The organism is Streptomyces sp. NPDC039736 (assembly GCF_055596485.1).
Genome location: NZ_JBVIUQ010000013.1, coordinates 138,825 through 156,712 on the forward strand (window position 1 = coordinate 138,825; position 17,888 = coordinate 156,712).

Genomic DNA, 17,888 nt, shown 5'->3' on the forward strand with positions numbered 1-17,888 from the left:
CGGTGAGCGATTCGTTCTCTGTCGGAGAACCTACCGGCCACCACTGACAACGCCGTCCGGGCCCGCTGCGTGCCCCTAGTCCCAGCTGGTCTTCCGGTACAGCTCCCACACCTGCATGATCGTCTGCGGGTCCAGCGTCAGCTCGGTGCCGCCGACGTCCTCCAGGGCGGCGACGTACAACTTGCCCTGCCACAGCGGCAGCAGCCGCACGTCGCGCATCAGCACGTCCTGGGCCTCGACGAAGTAGTCGGTGGCCTTGTCCCGCTTGACCTCGCGACGCGACTTCGGCAGCAGCTCGCCGGTGATCCTGGGGACGACGTACGGCGTGGAGATGGCGTTGCGCTCGCCGACGAACGGCGACACGAAGCTGTCGGGGTCCGGGTAGTCCGGCGCCCAGCCACGGCCGAAGACGGGGTAGGAGCCCTTCTGCACGCCCTGGGAGAACTCGTCCCAGGGCAGCCCCTTGACGGTGATCCGGAACAGCCCCGAGGCCTCCAGCTGCCGCTTGAGTTCGGCGAACTCCAGGGCGGTCGAGGAGCCGTAGCGGTCGGTCGGGTACCAGAAGGCCAGCGGTACCGGCGTGGTGATGCCGCCGGCGCGCAGGATGCGCTTGGCCTCGGCGACGTCCGCCCTGCCGTAGGTGTCGAAGAAGTCGGTGGTGTGCCCGGCGATGCCGGCCGGCACCATCGAGTACAGCGGTTCGGCGGTGCCCCGGTAGACCTTCTCCACGAGGGCCGGCCGGTCGACGAGCTGGGCTATCGCCCGGCGGACGGCCGGCTTGGCGGCGTACTTGTCCTTCGGGTTGAAGACCAGGTAGTGGATCTCGGAGCCGGGCGACTCGGTGACGTGGATCGGGCCGTCCGTCTCGTCCTGGAGGGCCACGATCTGCTCGGCTGTCAGGCCGCGGAAGGTCGCGTCGATCTCCTTGTTCTTGAGCGCCTTGACCATCTTCGCGGAGTCGTCGAAGTAGCGGATGGTCACCGCGGCGTTCTTGCGCTTGGCGAAGCCCTTGTAGGTGGAGTTGCGCTCCAGGTCGGCGCCGGAGTCGGCGCCCTTGGGGCGGTAGGCCTTCAGGACGTACGGACCGGAGCCGACCAGCGAGTTGTCGGTGCGCAGCCGTCCGGCCGGGTACGCGGTGGGGCTGACCAGCGACATGCCGGGGGTGGCCAGGACGAACGGGAAGGTGGCATCGGGCTTGTTGAGCCGGAAGACGACCTTCTGCTTGCCCTGCGTCTCGACCTTCTGGAGGCTGCTGAGCAGGCCCGCGGGGCCGCCCTCGGCGTTGATCCGCACGATGCGCTCGATGGAGTGCCGGACGGCCTCGGCGTCGAGCGCGGCGCCGTCGGAGAAGGTCAGCCCCGCCTTCAGGGTGCAGGAGTACACGCGGTGGGCGGTGTCGTCGAAGGCGCACGACTCGGCCGCGTCCGGGGTCGGGGTCACGGTGCCGGTCTGGTAGCTCAGCAGGGTCTGGAAGACGTTGCGGTACAGCTCCCAGGAGCCGTCCCACGCGCCGGCGGGGTCCAGCTTGCTCGGCTTGCTCGTGGTGCCCACGCTCAGCCGGTGTTCCGGATCGGAACCTTCCTCGGTCAGCGCCCCGCAGCCGGGCAGCAGGGATAGGGAGGTGAGGGCTGCGGCAACCCGCAGACATCTGGCCCGGTCAAACACGTGCACGCTCCTCGTTCAGCCGTGGGATCGGCAGACGATACCGCAACGGCCCACCGGAGCAACGAAGTTGTCCAGCGGGCCGCCGCGGTAAAGGAAGGGCAAATTCCGCCCATCCCGGATACAAGAGGAACTACCGCACCCCGGTCCGCGCCGATCTCCCTCAGCCGACCCCGGCGTTGAGGAAGATCCCGCCGTCCACGACGAGCGTCTGACCGGTGATCCAGTCCGACTGCGCGGAGGTCAGGAACGCCGCCGCGCCGCCGACGTCGGAGGGCGCGCCGAGCCGCCCCAGCGGGTACGCCGAGGTGACTTCCTCCTCGCGGCCCTCGTAGAGCGCCCGCGCGAACTTCGTCTTCACCACGGCGGGCGCGATGGCGTTGACCCGCACCAGCGGGGCGAACTCGTGCGCCAACTGGAGGGTGAGGTTGATCATCGCGGCCTTGCTCATGCCGTACGCGCCGACGAACGGCGAGGCCGAGACTCCCGCGACCGACGCGATGTTGACGATGGCCCCGCCGTTGGCGCTCTGCCACGCCTTCCAGGTCTGCTGGGCGAAGCCGAGCGCCGAGATGACGTTGGTCTCGTAGACCTTGCGGGCGACGTTCAGGTCCAGGTCGGCCATCGGGCCGAACACGGGATTGGTGCCGGCGTTGTTGACCAGGAAGTCGACCCGGCCGAACGCCTCCATGGTGCGCGCGACGGCGACGGCCTGGTGCTCCTCGTCGGCCGCCTTGCCCGCCACTCCGATCGCCCGGTCGGCGCCGAGCTTCTCGACGGCCTCCTTCAGGGCGTCCTCGTTGCGTCCGGTGATGCACACCCGGTCGCCGCGGGCCACCAGGGCCTCCGCGACGCCGTAGCCGATGCCGCGGCTGGCTCCGGTGATGAGGGCGACCCGGCCGCTGTCCGGCGCCCCGCTGTCCTGCACTGCTTCCGTCATGAGTTCGTAGTCCCTTTGCTCGCCGGGTCAGTTGAGGGGTCCGCCGGCGACGTACAGGACCTGTCCGGAGACGAAGCCCGCCGCCTCGCCGGTGAAGAAGGCGATGGCGTTGGCGATGTCCTCGGGCCTGCCGACGCGCTGCACCGGGATCTGGGAGGCCGCCGCGGCCTGGAAGTCCTCGAAGCCCATGCCGACCCGCTCGGCGGTCTGCGCGGTCATCTCGGTGACGACGAAGCCGGGGGCGACGGCGTTGGCGGTGACGCCGAACTTGCCGAGCTCCTTGGCCAGGGTCTTGGTGAAGCCCTGGAGGCCGGCCTTGGCGGCGGCGTAGTTGGCCTGGCCGCGGTTGCCGAGCGCCGAGGACGACGACAGGTTGACGATACGGCCGAACTTCGCGTCCACCATGTGCTTCTGGACGGCACGCGACATGAGGAACGCGCCCTTGAGGTGGACGCCCATGACGGTGTCCCAGTCCAGGGCGCTCATCTTGAAGAGCAGGTTGTCGCGGAGCACGCCCGCGTTGTTGACCAGGACGGTCGGCGCGCCCAGTTCGGCGGCGACGCGCGCCACGGCGGCCTCCACCTGCGCCTCGTCGGACACGTCGCAGCCGACCGCGAGGGCCCGGCCGCCCGCCTTGGTGATCTGCTCGACGGTGTCCGCGCAGGCCGCCTCGTCGAGGTCGAGGACGGCGACGGCACGGCCGTCGGCCGCGAGCCGCAGTGCGGTGGCGGCGCCAATGCCGCGCGCCGCCCCGGTCACGATCGCCACGCGCTGCTCGGTGGTGGACATCCCTGTTCTCCTCGCCCTTGGGAACCGGCCCCCGGGGGCCGCTCAACAGCTGAGCAACCGCTTAGTAGCTTCAGCAGTCGTGACGCTAGAAGCCACGGCACCCGGTGTCAACGGCCGCCCCGCCACCCGAACGAAGGTCACACGGCGTCGGCTCCCGTCACCGGACCAGCAACTCCAGCAGCCGTTCCAGCTCCGCCTCGGGGTCGGCCGTGAGTCCGGTGTGCACGGGGCCGGGCTGTACGACGCCGGAGCGCGGCGCGCTCAGCCAGCGGAACCGCCGCCCCGGGTCGTCGCCGGCCGCCTGTCCCGCCGCCTCGCCGCCCCCGCAGAGGCCCTCCACCGCGCGCAGCGCGGCCCGTACGCCCACGACGTCGGCCCCCGGGTCGAGCACCCGGAGCTTGTCCTCGTCGAGGTGGGTGAGGGCGGCCGCGTACGACTTCGCCCGGCAGTACACCAGCACCCCCGCGTTGAACATCTCGCCGCGCTCGACGCGGGGCACGACCCGCAGCAGCGCGTACTCGAAGACGTGCCGCTGGACCGGGGCCCCGGCGCTCTGGTGCCCGCTCACTTCGCGCCGCCGTCCTGCTGCTGGTCCTTCTTCGCGCCGGACGGCGTGGCAGGCGGCGTGGCGTGCGGCGCCGGCTTCAGGCGCTCCTTCAGCCAGCCCGGCGCCTGCGACGGCCGGTCCTCGGTCGGGGCCTCCAGCACGATCCGCTCGTGCACGGTCGCGGCACGCGGCAGCAGCGCGTCCACGTACGCCCTGCGCAGTGCGTCGGTGCTGTCGAAGCCGGGCTCGTCGGCCAGCCACACGTCGGGCACCTGGGCGGCGACCTCGGTCAGCAGCTCCTCCGTCACCAGCGGCGCCAGCTTCGCGGCGGCGGCCGCGAGGTCCGGCCGGAACCGGGCCAGCGCGTGGTCGGAGGCGTTGTAGGGCTTGGCCGACGCGGAGGCGGCGGTGGGCCAGTTGTGGTGCCAGATCATGGTGGCGCCGTGGTCGATGAGCCACAGGTCGCCGTGCCAGACCATCATGTTGGGGTTGCGCCAGGAGCGGTCGACGTTGTTGATGAGCGCGTCGAACCACACCACCTCGCCCGCCTCGGCGGGCCCGACCTCGTACGCCAGCGGATCGAAGCCGATCGACCCCGGCAGGAAGTCCATCCCGAGGTTCAGCCCGCCGCTCGCCTTGAGCAGCTCCTGCACCTCCTGGTCGGGCTCGCCGAGGCCGATGACGGGGTCGAGGTCCATGGCGACCAGCCGGGGCACCCGCAGCCCCAGCCTCCGCCCGAGCTCCCCGCAGATCACTTCGGCGACCAGCGTCTTGCGGCCCTGTCCGGCACCGGTGAATTTCATGACGTACGTGCCGAGATCGTCGGCCTCGACGATTCCCGGGAGCGAGCCGCCCTCACGCAGGGGCGTGACGTAGCGGGTCGCGATGACTTCGGTCAGCATTTTCCCAGGCTATCGGCCCGCCGCTCCCCCACATCCACGGCTACCCACGAGCCGCCCTCGCCGGCCCGAGCCTGCCGAGGGGCTGCCCGCTCCTCTCAGTTCTGCTCGCACTCTGCTCGCAACTGCAATCTGGTTTCGTCACGTGACACGCTGCGGATGCCGAGAAGGGCCTGTCGCGCGAGCTCCGCGATCCCGGGGAGGACATCGGCTGAGGCCGACTTGCCGGCTCGGCCGGCTGTCCGGGTGGGGGCGGCGAGCAGGGCGGGTTGCACGAGGCCGAAGGTGCTTGCGGCGGCGAGGAAGGCCGGGAGCAGAACGGCAGCGCCGTTCCGGATGCCGTAGGCAGGGCCTTCCCCCCGCAGCGGGCCCCGGCACAGACCGCTGCCGCGGTGAAGGAAGAGATCTGGGGCGGAGGCACTGAAACCTCCGCCCCACCCTCGGAGCCGCGACATCCGGGAACCAGCTCCTCCCGCCCGGGGGGGGGCGAGTGCGCCCGCGGAGTCACAGGGCGTCGCGCGGCACCGTCTCGTTCCAGGTGCGGGAGAAGACCCGGCGGCCGCCCTCGTAGCCGTCGAGGGTCGCGTCGACGTGGAACTCCTCCTCCGAGCAGCGCATCCGGGTGCGGGTCTCCACGCGGACGTCCCAGTCGTCCCGGGTGAAGCGCATGGTCCAGGCCGTCTCGCCGGCGACGGAGGTGAAGTCGTCGGCGGTGGCGGTGTAGCGCTCCTCGGCGCGCAGCCCGGTGTCGAGGCCGATGTCGTCGATGCGCACGGTGCCCCGGTCCTTGACGATCTCCAGCGCGGAGCGGTACCCGATGAGGTCCCGGCGGACCTCCCAGCGCTCCTCCGGGGCCGTCACCTGGGTCGAGGCCAGGGGCGGGCAGCCCTCGGGCTCGCCGAAGGGCTGCTGCGGGAGTTCGTCCGGTTCGGCGGTGGGGCGCACCGGCAGGGTGAGGGTGCTGGTGCCCTCGTACACGCTCAGGCGGGCCGGGCGCGGGGCGGGCCAGACCAGGGGCCAGTACGAGGTCGACAGCGAGAGCCGGATCCGGTGGCCCGGCGGGAAGGCCTGCGCCACTCCGTTGAGCTGGACGGTGGCCCGGTAGCGCCTGCCCGGTTCCAGGAGTTCGGGCTCGCCGGTGCCCGCGCGGTGGGTGAGGTTGAGGACGCCGTAGGTGACCCGGGTGGCGCTGCCGTCGGGGGCGACGTCCGAGATCCGGGCGGCGACCGTGGCGACGGGTTCGCTGACGGTGAGGTCGAGTTCGACGCTCGGGCTGCCGAGGATCTCCACCGGCTCGGTGAGCGGCTCGGTGTCGAAGACGAGGGAGCCGCCGTCCTCTTCCCGCTGGTCGTACGGCAGGTCGGGCGGCGCGTTGTAGGACGCCCACTTCCCCGCGAACTGGCCCACGGACAGCGGCGACTGCACGGTCATGGGCTCGCCCGCGGTCGGCGCCGGGCCCGTCGCGGCGATCCGGTGGCGCAGCAGCGCGCGGCTGACCGGGGTGATGTGCGGCGAGGGCCAGGAGGGCTCGCCCACCCAGCGGCCCGGGCGTTCCTCGTACGAGGTGGACGGCGGGACGCTGTCCTGCATCCAGGCCTGGAGCATGGGGCCGTCCATGACGCCGTTGTCGACGCCCTTGAGCCAGTGGTCCCACCAGCGGACGACTTCCTGGAGGTAGCCGATGGCGGGCCCGGGCTCGCCGAGGTGCGGGTACTTGTGGGACCAGGGTCCGACCAGGCCCTTGCGCGGTACGTCCAGGTGTTCCAGGACGCGGGTGACGGCGTTGGAGTAGCCGTCGGCCCAGCCGCTGGAGGCGAGCACCGGGACCTGTACGGCGGAGTAGTCCTCGCACACCGAAGCGTGCCGCCAGTAGTCGTCGCGGCGCTGGTGGCGCAGCCAGTTGAGGATCCAGGGCCGAGTGTTCTCCATGCGCTCGTGCCACATGTCGCGCCAGCGCTCCCCGACGAGGGCCGGGTCCGGAGGGCAGGTGGCGTAGGCGAACATGGTGCCCGCCTCGGCGAGGTTGTCGGAGAGCATGGCGCCGCCCATGTAGTGCATGTCGTCGGCGTAGCGGTCGTCGGTGAAGGAGGCCAGGACGACGGCACGCAGGCTCGGCGGACGGCGGGCGGCGGTCTGGAGCGCGGCGAAGGCGCCCCAGGAGATGCCCATCATGCCGGTGTTCCCGTCGCACCAGGGCTGTTCGGCAAGCCAGGCCAGGACGTCCTCGGCGTCCGTCTGCTCCTGTTCCAGGTACTCGTCGGCGAGGACGCCCTCGGACTCGCCGGTGCCGCGCAGGTCGACGCGTACGCAGGCGTAGCCGTGCCCGGCGAGGTACGGGTGGTGGATGGAGTCCCGTACGGCGGACAGGTCGCGCTTGCGGTACGGGATGTACTCCAACACGCCGGGGACCGGCTCGGTGTCCGAGGAGACGGGCCGCCAGACACGGGCGGAGAGCCGGGTGCCGTCCCGGGCGGGGACGACGACGTGCTCCTCCTCCTTGATGGCGTGGGGCAGGTTGCTGACGTAACGCATGGGGTGGGGGCCGCTCCTTTCGGGAGGGGACGGGTGCACCGGCCCGGACGCGGCGCGGGCGCTCGGGCGGGGATTCCGCGGGTGCTCGTCCAGGTGCCGGGCGCATGCCTGGGCGGGAGCTTCGCGGGTGCTCGTCCAGGTGCCGGGCGTGGGCCCTGCCGGTGCTCGGGCAAGGACTCCGCGAGGGTTCGTCCAGACGCCGGGCGGGGGCTCGGGCGAGGGCTCCATAGGCGCTCGTGCAGGCGCTTCTCCGGTGCCGGCTCGGGTTCTCTCAGGTGCCCGGTGCCCGGTCAGACGTTCTTCTCGTCGCGGGCACCGGGCGTGGTCTGGGTGAAGTCCAGGCCGAGTGCCGCGACCGCGCGGTCGTACTTGGCGCGGATGTCGTCCTCGCTGTCGCCGCCGGTGAAGATGTGGGCGATCTCGTAGCTGTAGCTGTCCTGCTGTTCGGTGTCGGAGAGCCGCTGCCCCTCGCCGGGCACGACGTCGATGCGCACGCCGGGGATCTCGCGTTCGATGCGCGCGATGTCCTCGGGTCCGGGCGTCTGGCGCACGGTGCCGTCGGCGAACCAGCGGTAGTACCACTTGGCGGCGACCCGGTAGGGGCCCTGCCGGTGCGGGAGCCGGGGGTCGCGGCCCAGCGCGAGGCTGAGCATGCAGTGGTGGTTGGGCACTCCGTCGACGTACTCGAAGAGTTCCGCGTGGGACTGCGAGTGCCGGGGGTTGATCTCCAGCAGGTTGAGCGCCTCCGTCTGCGGGTCGTAGAAGTACTCGATGCTGAAGGTCGCGGCGTCCATGCCGATCTGGCGCATCACCTTCTTCGACACGTCGTGCAGGCGGCGGATCACCGGTTCCGGCAGCGCGGAGGGGTACTGGTGGCGCAGGAAGCTGGAGGAGCCGGGGTAGTTGATGGAGTCGAGGACGCCGTAGACGACGACCTCGCCCTCGTGGACGTAGCCCTCGACGGCGACCTGGACCCCGGTGAGGGACTCCTCGGCGAGGCAGACCTGGCCGCCGACACCGGCCATCTCCTCGGGCAGGTCCAACTGGTCGAGCACGTACTCGAAGGGGCGGCCGACGCGGGAGACCCCCTCGCGTATCGCGCCGACGGCCTCGCGGAACTCCTGCTGGTCCTTGACCCCGAAGGCCAGTTCCGAGGAGTACGAGAGAGCGGGCTTGACCCACATCGGGAAGCTCATGCCCTCCGGCACGGCCGGTTCGTCGGCGGAGAGGTCGACCCGCCCGAACTTCGGGTGCTCCTGGACGACCTTCTCCTGCTCCAGGCGGGACCAGTACTTGTGCTCGCACTTGACCACGGATTCGAGGCTGGTGGAGCGGGTGCCGTAGCGCTCGGCGAGGATCGGGACGAGGGTGCTGACGGGGAAGTCCCAGTAGCCGACGATCGCGTCGACGCTGCCCTCGAAGGCGTCCAGGACGCGCGTCGCCCGGTCGATCAGGTCCGGTACGGACACCTCGCCGGACTGGAGTTCCCCGATGGTCAGCAGCGGGTGGAAGACGTACTCGGCGGCGTGCGGGACGGCGCGCAGGGTGGGGAGGTTCGCCTCGTCGAGACCGATCACGAAGATGTTCTGGGGAGCGGCCGGGCTGTTCGGGCTGTTCGGGCTGTTCGGGCTGTTCGGGCTGTTCGGGCTGCGCAACGGTTCTCCTTCGGTCGTCCGGTCGCCCGGTTGTTTCTTCCGGGTGTCGTGGGCGACTTCCTCGTATGGCCGGATTCATACGTAGCGAAAGCAAATCCGTTCGAAGGCGACGGACGCCGCGGCGGGCCGTCGTCGCGTACGGCCCGGGCCGGGCTCCCCGCACTTGATAGGCAAGTCCACACTTGCCTATGGTGGGGACATGGCGGACGATGTGTTCAAGGCCCTGGCCGATCCCACCAGGCGGCTCATTCTGGACGAGCTCGTACGGCGTGACGGCCAGACCCTCTACGAGATATGCGCGCGCCTGCTGACCGTGCACGGCCTCGGGCTGTCCCGGCAGGGCGTCAGCCAGCACCTCGCCGTGCTGGAGGGCGCCGGGCTGGTGCGCCCGCGACGCGAGGGCCGCTACAAGTTCCACGACCTGAACACCGAACCCCTTGAGCAGATCGCCCTGCGATGGCCCAAGCCGCATCCCCCGAAGGGCTCCCCATGAGGATCAGCATCACCAGCGTCTTCGTCGACGACCAGGCCAAGGCGTTGAGCTTCTACACGGACACGCTGGGCTTCGTGAAGAAGCACGACGTGCCGGCGGGCGGGGCCCGCTGGCTGACCGTGGTGTCGGCGGAGGACCCCGAGGGCACCGAACTGCTGCTGGAGCCGGACCAGCACCCTGCCGCGCGCGCCTACAAGAAGGCCCTGGTCGCGGACGGCATTCCGGCCGTGCAGTTCGCGGTGGACGACGTGCAGGCGGAGTTCGAGCGGCTGAGCGCGCTCGGGGTCGCCTTCACCGTGGAACCGATGGAGGCGGGCCCGGTCACGATCGCCGTCCTGGACGACACCTGCGGCAACCTGGTGCAGCTCGCGACCCAGCCCTGAGGCAGCCGGAAGGGGTGGACCGGAAGACTCCGGTCCACCCCTTCGCCGTGCCGGGCGCCCGGCCTCCCGCCCCGCCGCGGTCAGCGCGCCGCGCCCCGGCTCCGTACCAGGAGCCACAGGAAGTACGGCGTGCCGATGACCGCCGTGACGATGCCCGCGCCGATCTGGGCCGGCGCGATGACCGTACGGCCGATCACATCGGCCAGACCCACCAGCGCCGCGCCCAGCAGCACCGCCACCGGCACCACCCGTACGTGCCTGCGGCCCACCAGCGCGCGGGCCGCGTGCGGCGCGACCAGGCCGACGAAGGCGATGGTTCCGGCGGCCGCGACGGCCGCGGCGCTCAGCAGCACGCCGACGCCCAGCAGGACCAGCCGGGAGCGGGAGAGGCCGAGGCCCAGCAGGCGCGGGGTGTCCTCGTCGAGCGAGACGAGGTCCAGCTCGGTGCGCCGGAACACCGCCACACCGAGGCCCACCAGCAGCATCAGGCCGAGCGGGATCAGGTCGGGGAAGCCCCTCCCGTACGTCGAACCGGACAGCCAGGTCAGTGCCTTGGTGGCGTTGAACGGGTCGGTCAGGACGATGAGCAGGCTGATCAGCGCGGTGGTGGCGGTGGCCACGCCCATGCCGACCAGGACCAGGCGGTTCTGCTGGAAGCCGCCGCGCGCGGAGAGTCCGAAGACGATGACGGCGGCGACCGCCGCGCCCGCGAAGGCGGCGAGCGCCATGTCGGCGGGGCCGGCCAGCGGCACGGTGGTCACCAGGATCACCGCGCCGAGCGCCGCGCCGCCGGAGACGCCCATGATGCCGGGTTCGGCGAGCGGGTTGCGGGTGACGGCCTGGATGAGGGTGCCCGCCAGGGCCAGGGCCGCGCCCGCGAGGAGGGCGGCCAGAACGCGCGGGACCCGGGTGTCCAGGACGAAGGTGGTGGCCCGGCCCGCGTTGTTCCCCAGCCAGTTCACGACGTCGCCGAGCAGCAGCATGGTGTCGCCGAGGAGCACGGAGGCGATGACCAGGCCGACGAGGACCGCGACCAGCACGGCGGTCACGGTGAGGAAGACCGTACGGCTGCGGATGCGCAGCTTGTCCGGCGGCGAGGCGGCGCCCAGGTCGCGGCCCCGGGTGGCGAGGCCGACCAGGAAGAACGCGCCGACGAGGCTGGTGACCACGCCGGTCGGCACGGCCACCGAGGCGTCCGCCGAGACCAGGGTGCGCAGCAGCACGTCCGAGCCGAGCACCAGGACGACGCCGGTGAGGGCGGCGGCCAGGACGCTGCCGCGGACCTTGGTGAAGGCCCGGTAGCGGCGGGCCAGCACGCGCACGACGGCCGGGGCGACCAGGCCGACGAAGCCGATGGGTCCGGCGAGGGTGACGGCGGCGGCGGACAGCAGCGTGGCGAGGACGACGGTGACCACGCGCGTGCTGCGCACGTTGACGCCGAGCCCCCGGGCGGCGTCGTCGCCGAGCGCGAGGGCGTCCACCCGGCGGGCGACGAGCATCAGCCCGAGGAGTCCGACGGCCAGCAGCGGCAGCATGGCCACCACTCCGCCGAAGCCGTGCTGGGCGATGCTGCCCTGGTTCCACTGGTGGATGCCGTCCGTCTCCAGCGGGAAGAGCAGCAGCAGCCCTTCGGTGACGGCGGTCAGGCCCAGGGTGAGCGCGGTGCCGGCGAGGACCAGGCGGACGGTTCCCGCGCCGAGCCCCGACATGCCGAGGACGATCGCCGCGGCGGCGAGTCCGCCGACGAAGGCGACGCCGGAGGAGGCGAAGACCGGCAGCGTGACGCCGGTCGCGGCGACGAGTCCGAGCGCCAGGTAGGAACCGGCGTTGACGGCGAGGGTGTCGGGCGAGGCCAGGACGTTGCGGCTGACGGCCTGCAGGGCGGTGCCCGCCATGCCGAGGACCGCGCCGACGAGGATTCCGGCCACCATGCGCGGCAGCCGGGAGGACAGCACCACGGAGGAGTCCGTGGTGTCGGCCTGCCCGGTGAGCGCCTTGAAGACGTCGGCGGGGCCGACGTGGGCGGTGCCCTGGGTGATGTCGACGACGGCGAGTACGGCGACCAGCAGGACGAGCCCGGCCGTCACCGCTGCCGCGCCGCCCTTCCGGGAGGCCGCCGCCGGAGGGGCGGCGGATGCGGTGGTGGTGACGGCCATGGTGATCGCTTGCGTCCCGTCGTTACTTCTTCAGCGCGGTGACGACGGAGTCGACGTACTTCTCCATCGAAGCGGTGCCGCCGAACATCCACACGCCGTCGGGCAGGCGGTGCGTCTTGCCGGCCTTGACGAAGGGCAGGTTCTTGTAGACGGCGTCGTCCTTGAGGACGCCGTCGAAGACGGTGCTGCTCTTGTCCTCGTCGTTGGAGATGTAGGCGAACTCGGTGTCCTTGTCGAGCTTGGTGAGGCCCTCGACGTCGGTCTTGCCCAGGCCGTAGGCCGGGTCGCCCTCGACCTTCCACGGGTTGGCCAGGCCGAGCCTGTCGTTGACCGCGCCGATCAGCGAACCGCTGGTGAAGGGGCGGATGCCGACCTGGCTGCCCTGGGCGTAGCCGTCCGCGAAGGCGAACTTGGTGCCCTTGTGACCGGCCTTCTCCAGGTCCGCCTTCGCGGCGGCCAGCTTGGTCTCGAAGCCCTTGGTGAGCTCGTCGGCCTTGGCCTTGGTGCCGGTGGCCTGGCCGATCAGGCCCAGGTTCTTGGTCATGTTGCCGACCGGGTCCTTGGCGTCGGCCGACTTCAGGTTCAGGACCGGGGCGTACTTCTCGAGCTGCTTGACGGCGGCCTTGGGAAGGTCGGTGGTGGCGACGATGAGGTCGGGCGCGAGGGCGGCGATGGTGTCCATGCTGGGCTCGCCGCGGGTGCCGATGTCCTTGGGGGACTTGGTCAGCGGGGCGGACTTGTCCCACTGGGAGTAGCCCTTGACGTCGGCGACGCCGACCGGCTCGACGCCGAGCGAGACGAGGTGCTCGACGACGTCCCACTCGGTGCCCACGACCTTCTTGGCGGGGGCGTCGAGCTTGACCGTCTTGCCGTCGGCGTCGGTGAGCGTGATGGCCTCGGAGGCCTTCGTCTCCTTCTTCTTGTCCGCGGCGGGCTCGGTGGTGCCGCAGGCGCTGAGGGCGAGGACGGCCGTGGTGGTGGCCGCGGCGGCGAGGAGGAGGTGTCGCTTCATGACGGGGACTTGGCCTTTCGGAGTGCGCGGGGGTGCGCGTCGAGCGGAGAGTGGAACGGGGTGGAAAAGTCTTGGGGGCCGGAACGGCGGGCGGCGGACGGGCGGGCCGAGGACTAGACGCGCGCGTCGATCTGCGCCGCGTCGCCGTCCCGTTGGGCCGTGACGGCGCCCGGCTGCGCGGTGTCCCCGTCCAGCATGCGTACGCCGTCGGGGGTGCGCCGGGTGTGGTGCCGGCCGAGGGCGCGGGTGCGCAGCCTTCCGGTCAGCGGGTCGGTGGAGACCTCGATGCGGATGCCGTACGTGTCGGTCAGGCGCTCCGGGGTGAGGACCTCCTCGGGCGTGCCGTCCGCGATCACGCGGCCCGCCTTGAGCAGGACGATGCGGTCGGCGACGGCGGCCGTCTGGTCGAGGTCGTGCAGGACGACGCCGACGGCGATGCCGTGGTCGTCGGCCAGGTCCCGGATCAGGTCGAGCAGTTCGACCTGGTAGCGCAGGTCGAGATACGTCGTCGGCTCGTCCAGGAGCAGTACGCCCGTCTCCTGCGCCAGGCACCCGGCGAGCCACACCCGCTGGAGCTGGCCGCCGGACAGGTGCTCGACGCCGCGCTCGGCGAGTTCGGTGACGCCGGTCAGCGCGAGCGCCCGGTCCACGGCCGCGCGGCCGTCCGGGTCGGCCTTGCCCCAGCGGCCCCGGTAGGGGTAGCGCCCGAACTCCACGACATCCCGTACGGACAGACCGCTGGGCGTGGGCCGCCCCTGGGTGAGCAGGGCGACGTACCGGGAGAACTCGCGGGGGCTGAGGGCGAAACCGTCGGTGCCGGCGTCCAGCGTGAGCGCCGCGTGCCGCGGCTGCTGGAGGCGGGCGACGGTGCGCAGCAGTGTCGACTTGCCACTGCCGTTCGGCCCGACGAGCACGGTGACGCGGCCCGGCGAAAGCTCCAGGGACGCCTCGTGCACGACGTCGACACCGTCGTACGCCACGGTGACGTCCGTGGCGTTGAGGGTGTGGCCACGGAGTGCCGCGGCCTGGGGAAGTTCTTCACCGGCATTCACAGACTGAAGGTTAGCCTAACCTAAACTTGGCCGAAAACACCTGTCCCGAATCCCGTCCTGACGACCAGTCGCGGCACGCCGGCGAACACCGAACGGCCGCCGGCCCGTGCGCGCCGCCGAGCGCCGAGTGGACACCGGCCGCGGCACGCCGCCGCCCGCCGGGCGGACGCCGGGGAGCACCGCGCCGGCGACCAGGGCGTCACCCGGCCGGCCGAGCGCGGAACATCCAGGACCGGTGCGGCAGAACCGTCCGCGAGCCCCACCGCACCGCCGGACATGCCGATCCGCAGCCCCGTTGCTACGTTGAGTCACCAGTCATGCTTTGTTCCGTTTTCTCCCTCACCTACGGGATTCGACGACTATGGGCGTTCTCAAGGACCATCCCGAGCTCGCGCTCTTCCTCTGCCTGGCCCTCGGTTACCTGGTCGGCAAGCTCCGGGTGGGGCCCATCACGCTGGGCGGCATCTGCGGCACCCTGATCGTGTCCCTGCTGCTGGGCGCGTGGGCGGAGGTGCAGGTGTCGGGCGACGTGAAGAACGTCTTCTTCGCCCTCTTCATCTTCTCGCTGGGCTACCTGGCCGGCCCCCAGTTCTTCGCGAACCTCAACCGCAAGAGCCTGCGCTTCTTCGTGCTCTGCTTCATCGAACTGGTCAGCGTGCTGGGCATCGCGTACGGCCTGGCCAAGGTCTTCGACCTCGACGTCGGCACCGCCTCCGGCATCCTGGCGGGCGCGGCCACCGAGTCCGCGGTGGTCGGCACGGCGACCGAGGCGATCGGCAAGCTGGGCGACCTGACGCCGGACCAGATCACCCAGTACCAGGGGCACGTGGCGACCGCGTACACCGTCTGCTACCTCTTCGGCCTGATCACGATCGTGCTCTACACCAGTCAGATCATGCCGATGCTGATGCGCATCAACCTGGCCGACGCCTCCCGCGAGCTGTGGGAGAAGATGCGCGGCGGCAGCGGCAAGGGCTCCCTGGAGGCCGACGAACGCGCCGCCCTCCCCGGCCTGGTCGGCCGTACGTACCTGGTGACGCAGGCCGACGGCCGCACCATCGGCGACCTGGAGTCGGCCCTCGGCGGCCGGGTCACCGTCGAAGCCGTCAAGCGCGGCAGCAAGGTGCACCCGGCCGCCCCGGACTTCCGGCTCTCCCTCTCCGACCTGGTCCTGATGGTGGGCCGACGGGCGAACATCATCGAGGCGGGCCGGCTCGTCGGGCCGGAGACCCCCGGCATCCCCGGCCTCGACACCCCGCTCACCTCCCGTCAGATCGCGCTCACCGACAAGGCCACCGACGGCCTGACCATCGACCGGCTCCAGGCCCAGCACCCGGAGTTCATCAAGGACGGCGTCTACATCACCGACGTCCTGCGCGGCGACCAGCAGCTCCCCGCCAACGGCGACACCGTCGTCCACCGGGGCGACGTCCTCACCCTGGTCGGCGCGCGCTCCGGGCTCTCCAAGGTGGTCGCCAAGATCGGCGCGGTGGTCAAGAACGACGCCACCGACTTCATCTACCTGGGCCTGGGCATCGTCGTCGGCTCACTCATCGGCCAGCTCGTGGTCAGGCTCGGCGACATCCCGCTCTCCCTGGGCACCGGCGGCGGCTGCCTGATCTCGGGCCTGCTCTTCGGCTGGTTCCGCTCCCGCTCGCAGACCTTCGGCGCGTTCCCGCCGCAGGCCGCGACCACCCTCAAGGACATGGGCCTGGCCCTGTTCATCGCCTGTACGGGCCTGGTCTCGGGCCCGCAGGCCTGGCCGCTGCTCAAGGAGTACGGGGCGCTGCTCCCCTTCGCCGGGATCGCCATGGTGCTGGTGCCCGCGACGCTCTCCCTGTTCGTCGGCCGCAAGCTCCTGAAGATCGAGAAACCCCTGCTGGTCGGCGCCATCGCGGGCCAGCAGTGCTCCACCCCCGCGATCACCGCCATCACCCAGACGGCCCGGAGCTCGGTTCCGATGCTGGGCTACACGATCACGTACACCCTGTCCAACTTCCTTCTCCCGCTCACGGGGCCCGTCCTCGTCGGCGTCCTGGGGGCCTGAACCATGATCGACTTCCTGGTGCGGGACATCTTCAAGCCGCACCCCGAGTTGCTCGTCTTCCTGGTCGTCGCTCTCGGTTTCCTGGTCGGGAAGATCCACTACAAGACCATCGCGCTGGGCGCCGTCACCGGCTGCCTGGTGATGGGCCTGCTCTTCGGCGCGCAGTTGAAGGTGCCGGTGAACGGCACGGTGAAGGACCTGTTCTTCATCATGTTCCTCTTCGCCCTCGGCTACAAGGTCGGCCCCCAGTTCTTCCGGGGCCTGAAGAAGGACGGGCTCCCCCAGGTCCTCAACGCGGTCGTCGTCTGCGTGACCGGCCTGCTGGTCGCCTGGGGATTCGCGGCCATGCTGGGGTACGGGCCCGGGCTCACCGCCGGTCTGATGAGCGGCTCGCTCACCCAGTCCGCCGCGATCGGCGTCGCCCAGGGCGCCATCGGCACCCTGCCGGGACTGAGCGGCGGCGACGCGAGGACCGAGGAGAACCTCGTCGCGGTCGGCTACGCGGTGACGTACCCGCTCGGCACCATCCTGTGCGCGATGCTGCTCGCCAACGTCCTCCCCCGCCTCTACCGCCGCGACCTGGCCGCCGAGAGCGCCGCGCTCGCCAAGGAGATGGACGCCCCGAGCGACAACCCGGACCTGGGCGCGGGCTACTACGAGGTGGTGCTGCGGGCGTACACCGTGGAGCGCCCCGACCTGGTGGGCCGCACCGTCGAGGACTTCGAGAACCAGCAGAAGGAAAACGGCCGCCGCGTCTACATCACCCAGGTCAGACGCGGCGGCGCGATCCTCCCGCAGTCCCAGTCGACCGTCCTCGCCGAGGGGGACGTCGTCGCGGTCAGCGCACTGCGCGGCGACCTGGTGGCGTACGACGCGCGCACCCACATCGGCGGCGAGGCCGACGACGTGGAACTCCTCGGCTACCAGACCGAGCACCTGCACGTCGTCGCCTCCGAGAAGGCGCAGCTCGGCAAGACCGTCGCGGACCTGCGCCGCGAGCCGTTCATGGTCGGCGTGTACGTCGACAAGCTGTACCGGTCGGGCGCGGAGTTCCCCTACCGCCTCTCCACGCGGCTGGAGCGGGGCGACACCCTGGTCCTCACCGGCCCCAAGCGGCTCGTGGACCCCGCGGGCAGGCAGATCGGCAAGCCGGTCCCGACGTCCTTCGCCACCGACATGGTCTGGGTCGGCCTCGGCATCTTCCTCGGCGGCTGCATCGGCATCCCGGCGCTCACCGCGGGCGGGGTGCCGATCTCGCTCTCCACCTCGGGCGGCGGCCTGATCATGGGCCTGGTCTTCGGCTACCTGCGCGGCAAGTACCCGACGTTCGGCAACGTCCCGCCGGGTGCGCAGTGGCTGATGGACACGCTCGGGCTGTGCATGTTCGTCGCGATCGTCGGCATCAACGCGGGCCCCAGCTTCACCAGCGGGCTCTCCACGGCCGGCTGGGGCCTGCTGGTCTTCGGCGCGGTCGCCACCGTCGTCCCGCTGGTCGTCGGCTTCCTCTTCGGCCATTACGTACAGCGGATCCGCTTCCCGATCCTGATGGGCGTGCTGGCGGGCGGCCAGACCACCACCGCCGCGATCGGCGCCCTCAACGAGAACGCCAAGTCCCAGATCCCCACGCTCGGCTACACCATTCCCTACGCCGTCGGAAACGTGCTGCTGACCATCTGGGGCGCGGTCGTCGTCCTCCTCCACCACTGAACGCGCTTTCCCCA

At 71.2% G+C, this 17,888-nt stretch carries 14 protein-coding genes; 4 read left to right on the forward strand and 10 right to left on the reverse strand.

Translation table 11 applies throughout. From position 1 onward, the window contains the following. Positions 1-75 precede the first annotated feature (75 nt). From ACZ56L_RS31695 to ACZ56L_RS31725, 7 genes are all read right to left on the reverse strand, one after another. The gene (locus ACZ56L_RS31695; RefSeq protein ID WP_401763430.1) at positions 76-1,665 is read right to left on the reverse strand and encodes an ABC transporter substrate-binding protein; all 1,590 of its coding nucleotides are present in this window, start codon (positions 1,663-1,665) and stop codon (positions 76-78) included. 160 nt (positions 1,666-1,825) lie between these two features. Further along, positions 1,826-2,602: an SDR family oxidoreductase gene (locus ACZ56L_RS31700; protein WP_345225202.1), complete on the reverse strand. Its 777-nt coding sequence runs from the start codon at positions 2,600-2,602 to the stop codon at positions 1,826-1,828. 27 nt (positions 2,603-2,629) lie between these two features. After that, positions 2,630-3,391: a 3-oxoacyl-ACP reductase FabG gene (gene fabG, locus ACZ56L_RS31705; RefSeq protein ID WP_345225200.1), complete on the reverse strand. Its 762-nt coding sequence runs from the start codon at positions 3,389-3,391 to the stop codon at positions 2,630-2,632. Between the two features lie 157 nt (positions 3,392-3,548). Then, entirely contained in the window at positions 3,549-3,959 is a 411-nt protein-coding gene (locus ACZ56L_RS31710) for a DUF3037 domain-containing protein (protein WP_471067974.1), read from the reverse strand. After that, positions 3,956-4,840 carry a HipA family kinase gene (locus ACZ56L_RS31715; protein ID WP_471067977.1) on the reverse strand — a complete coding sequence of 295 codons (885 nt, stop codon included), beginning with the start codon at positions 4,838-4,840 and terminating at the stop codon, positions 3,956-3,958. The genes ACZ56L_RS31710 and ACZ56L_RS31715 overlap by 4 nt, the downstream gene beginning before the upstream one ends. Before the next feature lie 501 nt (positions 4,841-5,341). Continuing rightward, positions 5,342-7,369, reverse strand: a complete 2,028-nt coding sequence (locus ACZ56L_RS31720; RefSeq protein WP_471067980.1) for a CocE/NonD family hydrolase — start codon at positions 7,367-7,369, stop codon at positions 5,342-5,344. A 290-nt stretch (positions 7,370-7,659) separates the two neighbouring features. Then, the gene (locus tag ACZ56L_RS31725; protein ID WP_471068046.1) at positions 7,660-8,952 is read right to left on the reverse strand and encodes an ATP-grasp domain-containing protein; all 1,293 of its coding nucleotides are present in this window, start codon (positions 8,950-8,952) and stop codon (positions 7,660-7,662) included. Positions 8,953-9,223: 271 nt separating this feature from the next. Here ACZ56L_RS31725 and ACZ56L_RS31730 point away from each other — a divergent pair, with 271 nt between their 5' ends. Together ACZ56L_RS31730 and ACZ56L_RS31735 are read left to right on the forward strand one after the other, a co-directional pair. Continuing rightward, positions 9,224-9,517, forward strand: a complete 294-nt coding sequence (locus tag ACZ56L_RS31730; RefSeq protein ID WP_345225192.1) for an ArsR/SmtB family transcription factor — start codon at positions 9,224-9,226, stop codon at positions 9,515-9,517. After that, positions 9,514-9,900, forward strand: a complete 387-nt coding sequence (locus ACZ56L_RS31735; RefSeq protein ID WP_345225191.1) for a VOC family protein — start codon at positions 9,514-9,516, stop codon at positions 9,898-9,900. The genes ACZ56L_RS31730 and ACZ56L_RS31735 overlap by 4 nt, the downstream gene beginning before the upstream one ends. A gap of 80 nt (positions 9,901-9,980) precedes the next feature. Here ACZ56L_RS31735 and ACZ56L_RS31740 read toward each other — a convergent pair whose 3' ends face one another. The 3 genes from ACZ56L_RS31740 to ACZ56L_RS31750 all read right to left on the reverse strand — a co-directional run bounded on the left by ACZ56L_RS31740 (position 9,981) and on the right by ACZ56L_RS31750 (position 14,120). Further along, the gene (locus ACZ56L_RS31740) at positions 9,981-12,056 is read right to left on the reverse strand and encodes an iron ABC transporter permease (RefSeq protein WP_468688851.1); all 2,076 of its coding nucleotides are present in this window, start codon (positions 12,054-12,056) and stop codon (positions 9,981-9,983) included. A gap of 22 nt (positions 12,057-12,078) precedes the next feature. Further along, positions 12,079-13,068, reverse strand: coding sequence for an iron-siderophore ABC transporter substrate-binding protein (locus ACZ56L_RS31745; protein WP_345225189.1), 990 nt, complete (start codon positions 13,066-13,068; stop codon positions 12,079-12,081). Positions 13,069-13,181: 113 nt separating this feature from the next. After that, positions 13,182-14,120: an ABC transporter ATP-binding protein gene (locus ACZ56L_RS31750; protein ID WP_345225188.1), complete on the reverse strand. Its 939-nt coding sequence runs from the start codon at positions 14,118-14,120 to the stop codon at positions 13,182-13,184. 361 nt (positions 14,121-14,481) lie between these two features. Here ACZ56L_RS31750 and aspT (ACZ56L_RS31755) point away from each other — a divergent pair, with 361 nt between their 5' ends. Both aspT (ACZ56L_RS31755) and aspT (ACZ56L_RS31760) read left to right on the forward strand, forming a co-directional pair. Further along, the gene (gene aspT / locus ACZ56L_RS31755) at positions 14,482-16,167 is read left to right on the forward strand and encodes an aspartate-alanine antiporter (RefSeq protein ID WP_468688847.1); all 1,686 of its coding nucleotides are present in this window, start codon (positions 14,482-14,484) and stop codon (positions 16,165-16,167) included. A 3-nt stretch (positions 16,168-16,170) separates the two neighbouring features. Continuing rightward, a complete protein-coding gene (gene aspT, locus ACZ56L_RS31760; RefSeq protein ID WP_471067986.1) occupies positions 16,171-17,874 on the forward strand; it encodes an aspartate-alanine antiporter in 1,704 nt (567 codons plus the stop codon). Positions 17,875-17,888: the final 14 nt, after the last annotated feature.

Excerpts from the sequence above, each read along its gene's own strand:
- ACZ56L_RS31715 (WP_471067977.1), bottom strand. The coding sequence starts at position 4,840 with ATGCTGACCGAAGTCATCGCGACCCGCTACGTCACGCCCCTGCGTGAG.
- ACZ56L_RS31740 (WP_468688851.1), bottom strand. The coding sequence starts at position 12,056 with ATGGCCGTCACCACCACCGCATCCGCCGCCCCTCCGGCGGCGGCCTCC.
- aspT (WP_471067986.1), top strand. The coding sequence starts at position 16,171 with ATGATCGACTTCCTGGTGCGGGACATCTTCAAGCCGCACCCCGAGTTG.
- ACZ56L_RS31720 (WP_471067980.1), bottom strand. The coding sequence starts at position 7,369 with ATGCGTTACGTCAGCAACCTGCCCCACGCCATCAAGGAGGAGGAGCAC.
- ACZ56L_RS31700 (WP_345225202.1), bottom strand. The coding sequence starts at position 2,602 with ATGACGGAAGCAGTGCAGGACAGCGGGGCGCCGGACAGCGGCCGGGTC.
- fabG (WP_345225200.1), bottom strand. The coding sequence starts at position 3,391 with ATGTCCACCACCGAGCAGCGCGTGGCGATCGTGACCGGGGCGGCGCGC.
- ACZ56L_RS31745 (WP_345225189.1), bottom strand. The coding sequence starts at position 13,068 with ATGAAGCGACACCTCCTCCTCGCCGCCGCGGCCACCACCACGGCCGTC.
- ACZ56L_RS31730 (WP_345225192.1), top strand. The coding sequence starts at position 9,224 with ATGGCGGACGATGTGTTCAAGGCCCTGGCCGATCCCACCAGGCGGCTC.
- aspT (WP_468688847.1), top strand. The coding sequence starts at position 14,482 with ATGGGCGTTCTCAAGGACCATCCCGAGCTCGCGCTCTTCCTCTGCCTG.
- ACZ56L_RS31735 (WP_345225191.1), top strand. The coding sequence starts at position 9,514 with ATGAGGATCAGCATCACCAGCGTCTTCGTCGACGACCAGGCCAAGGCG.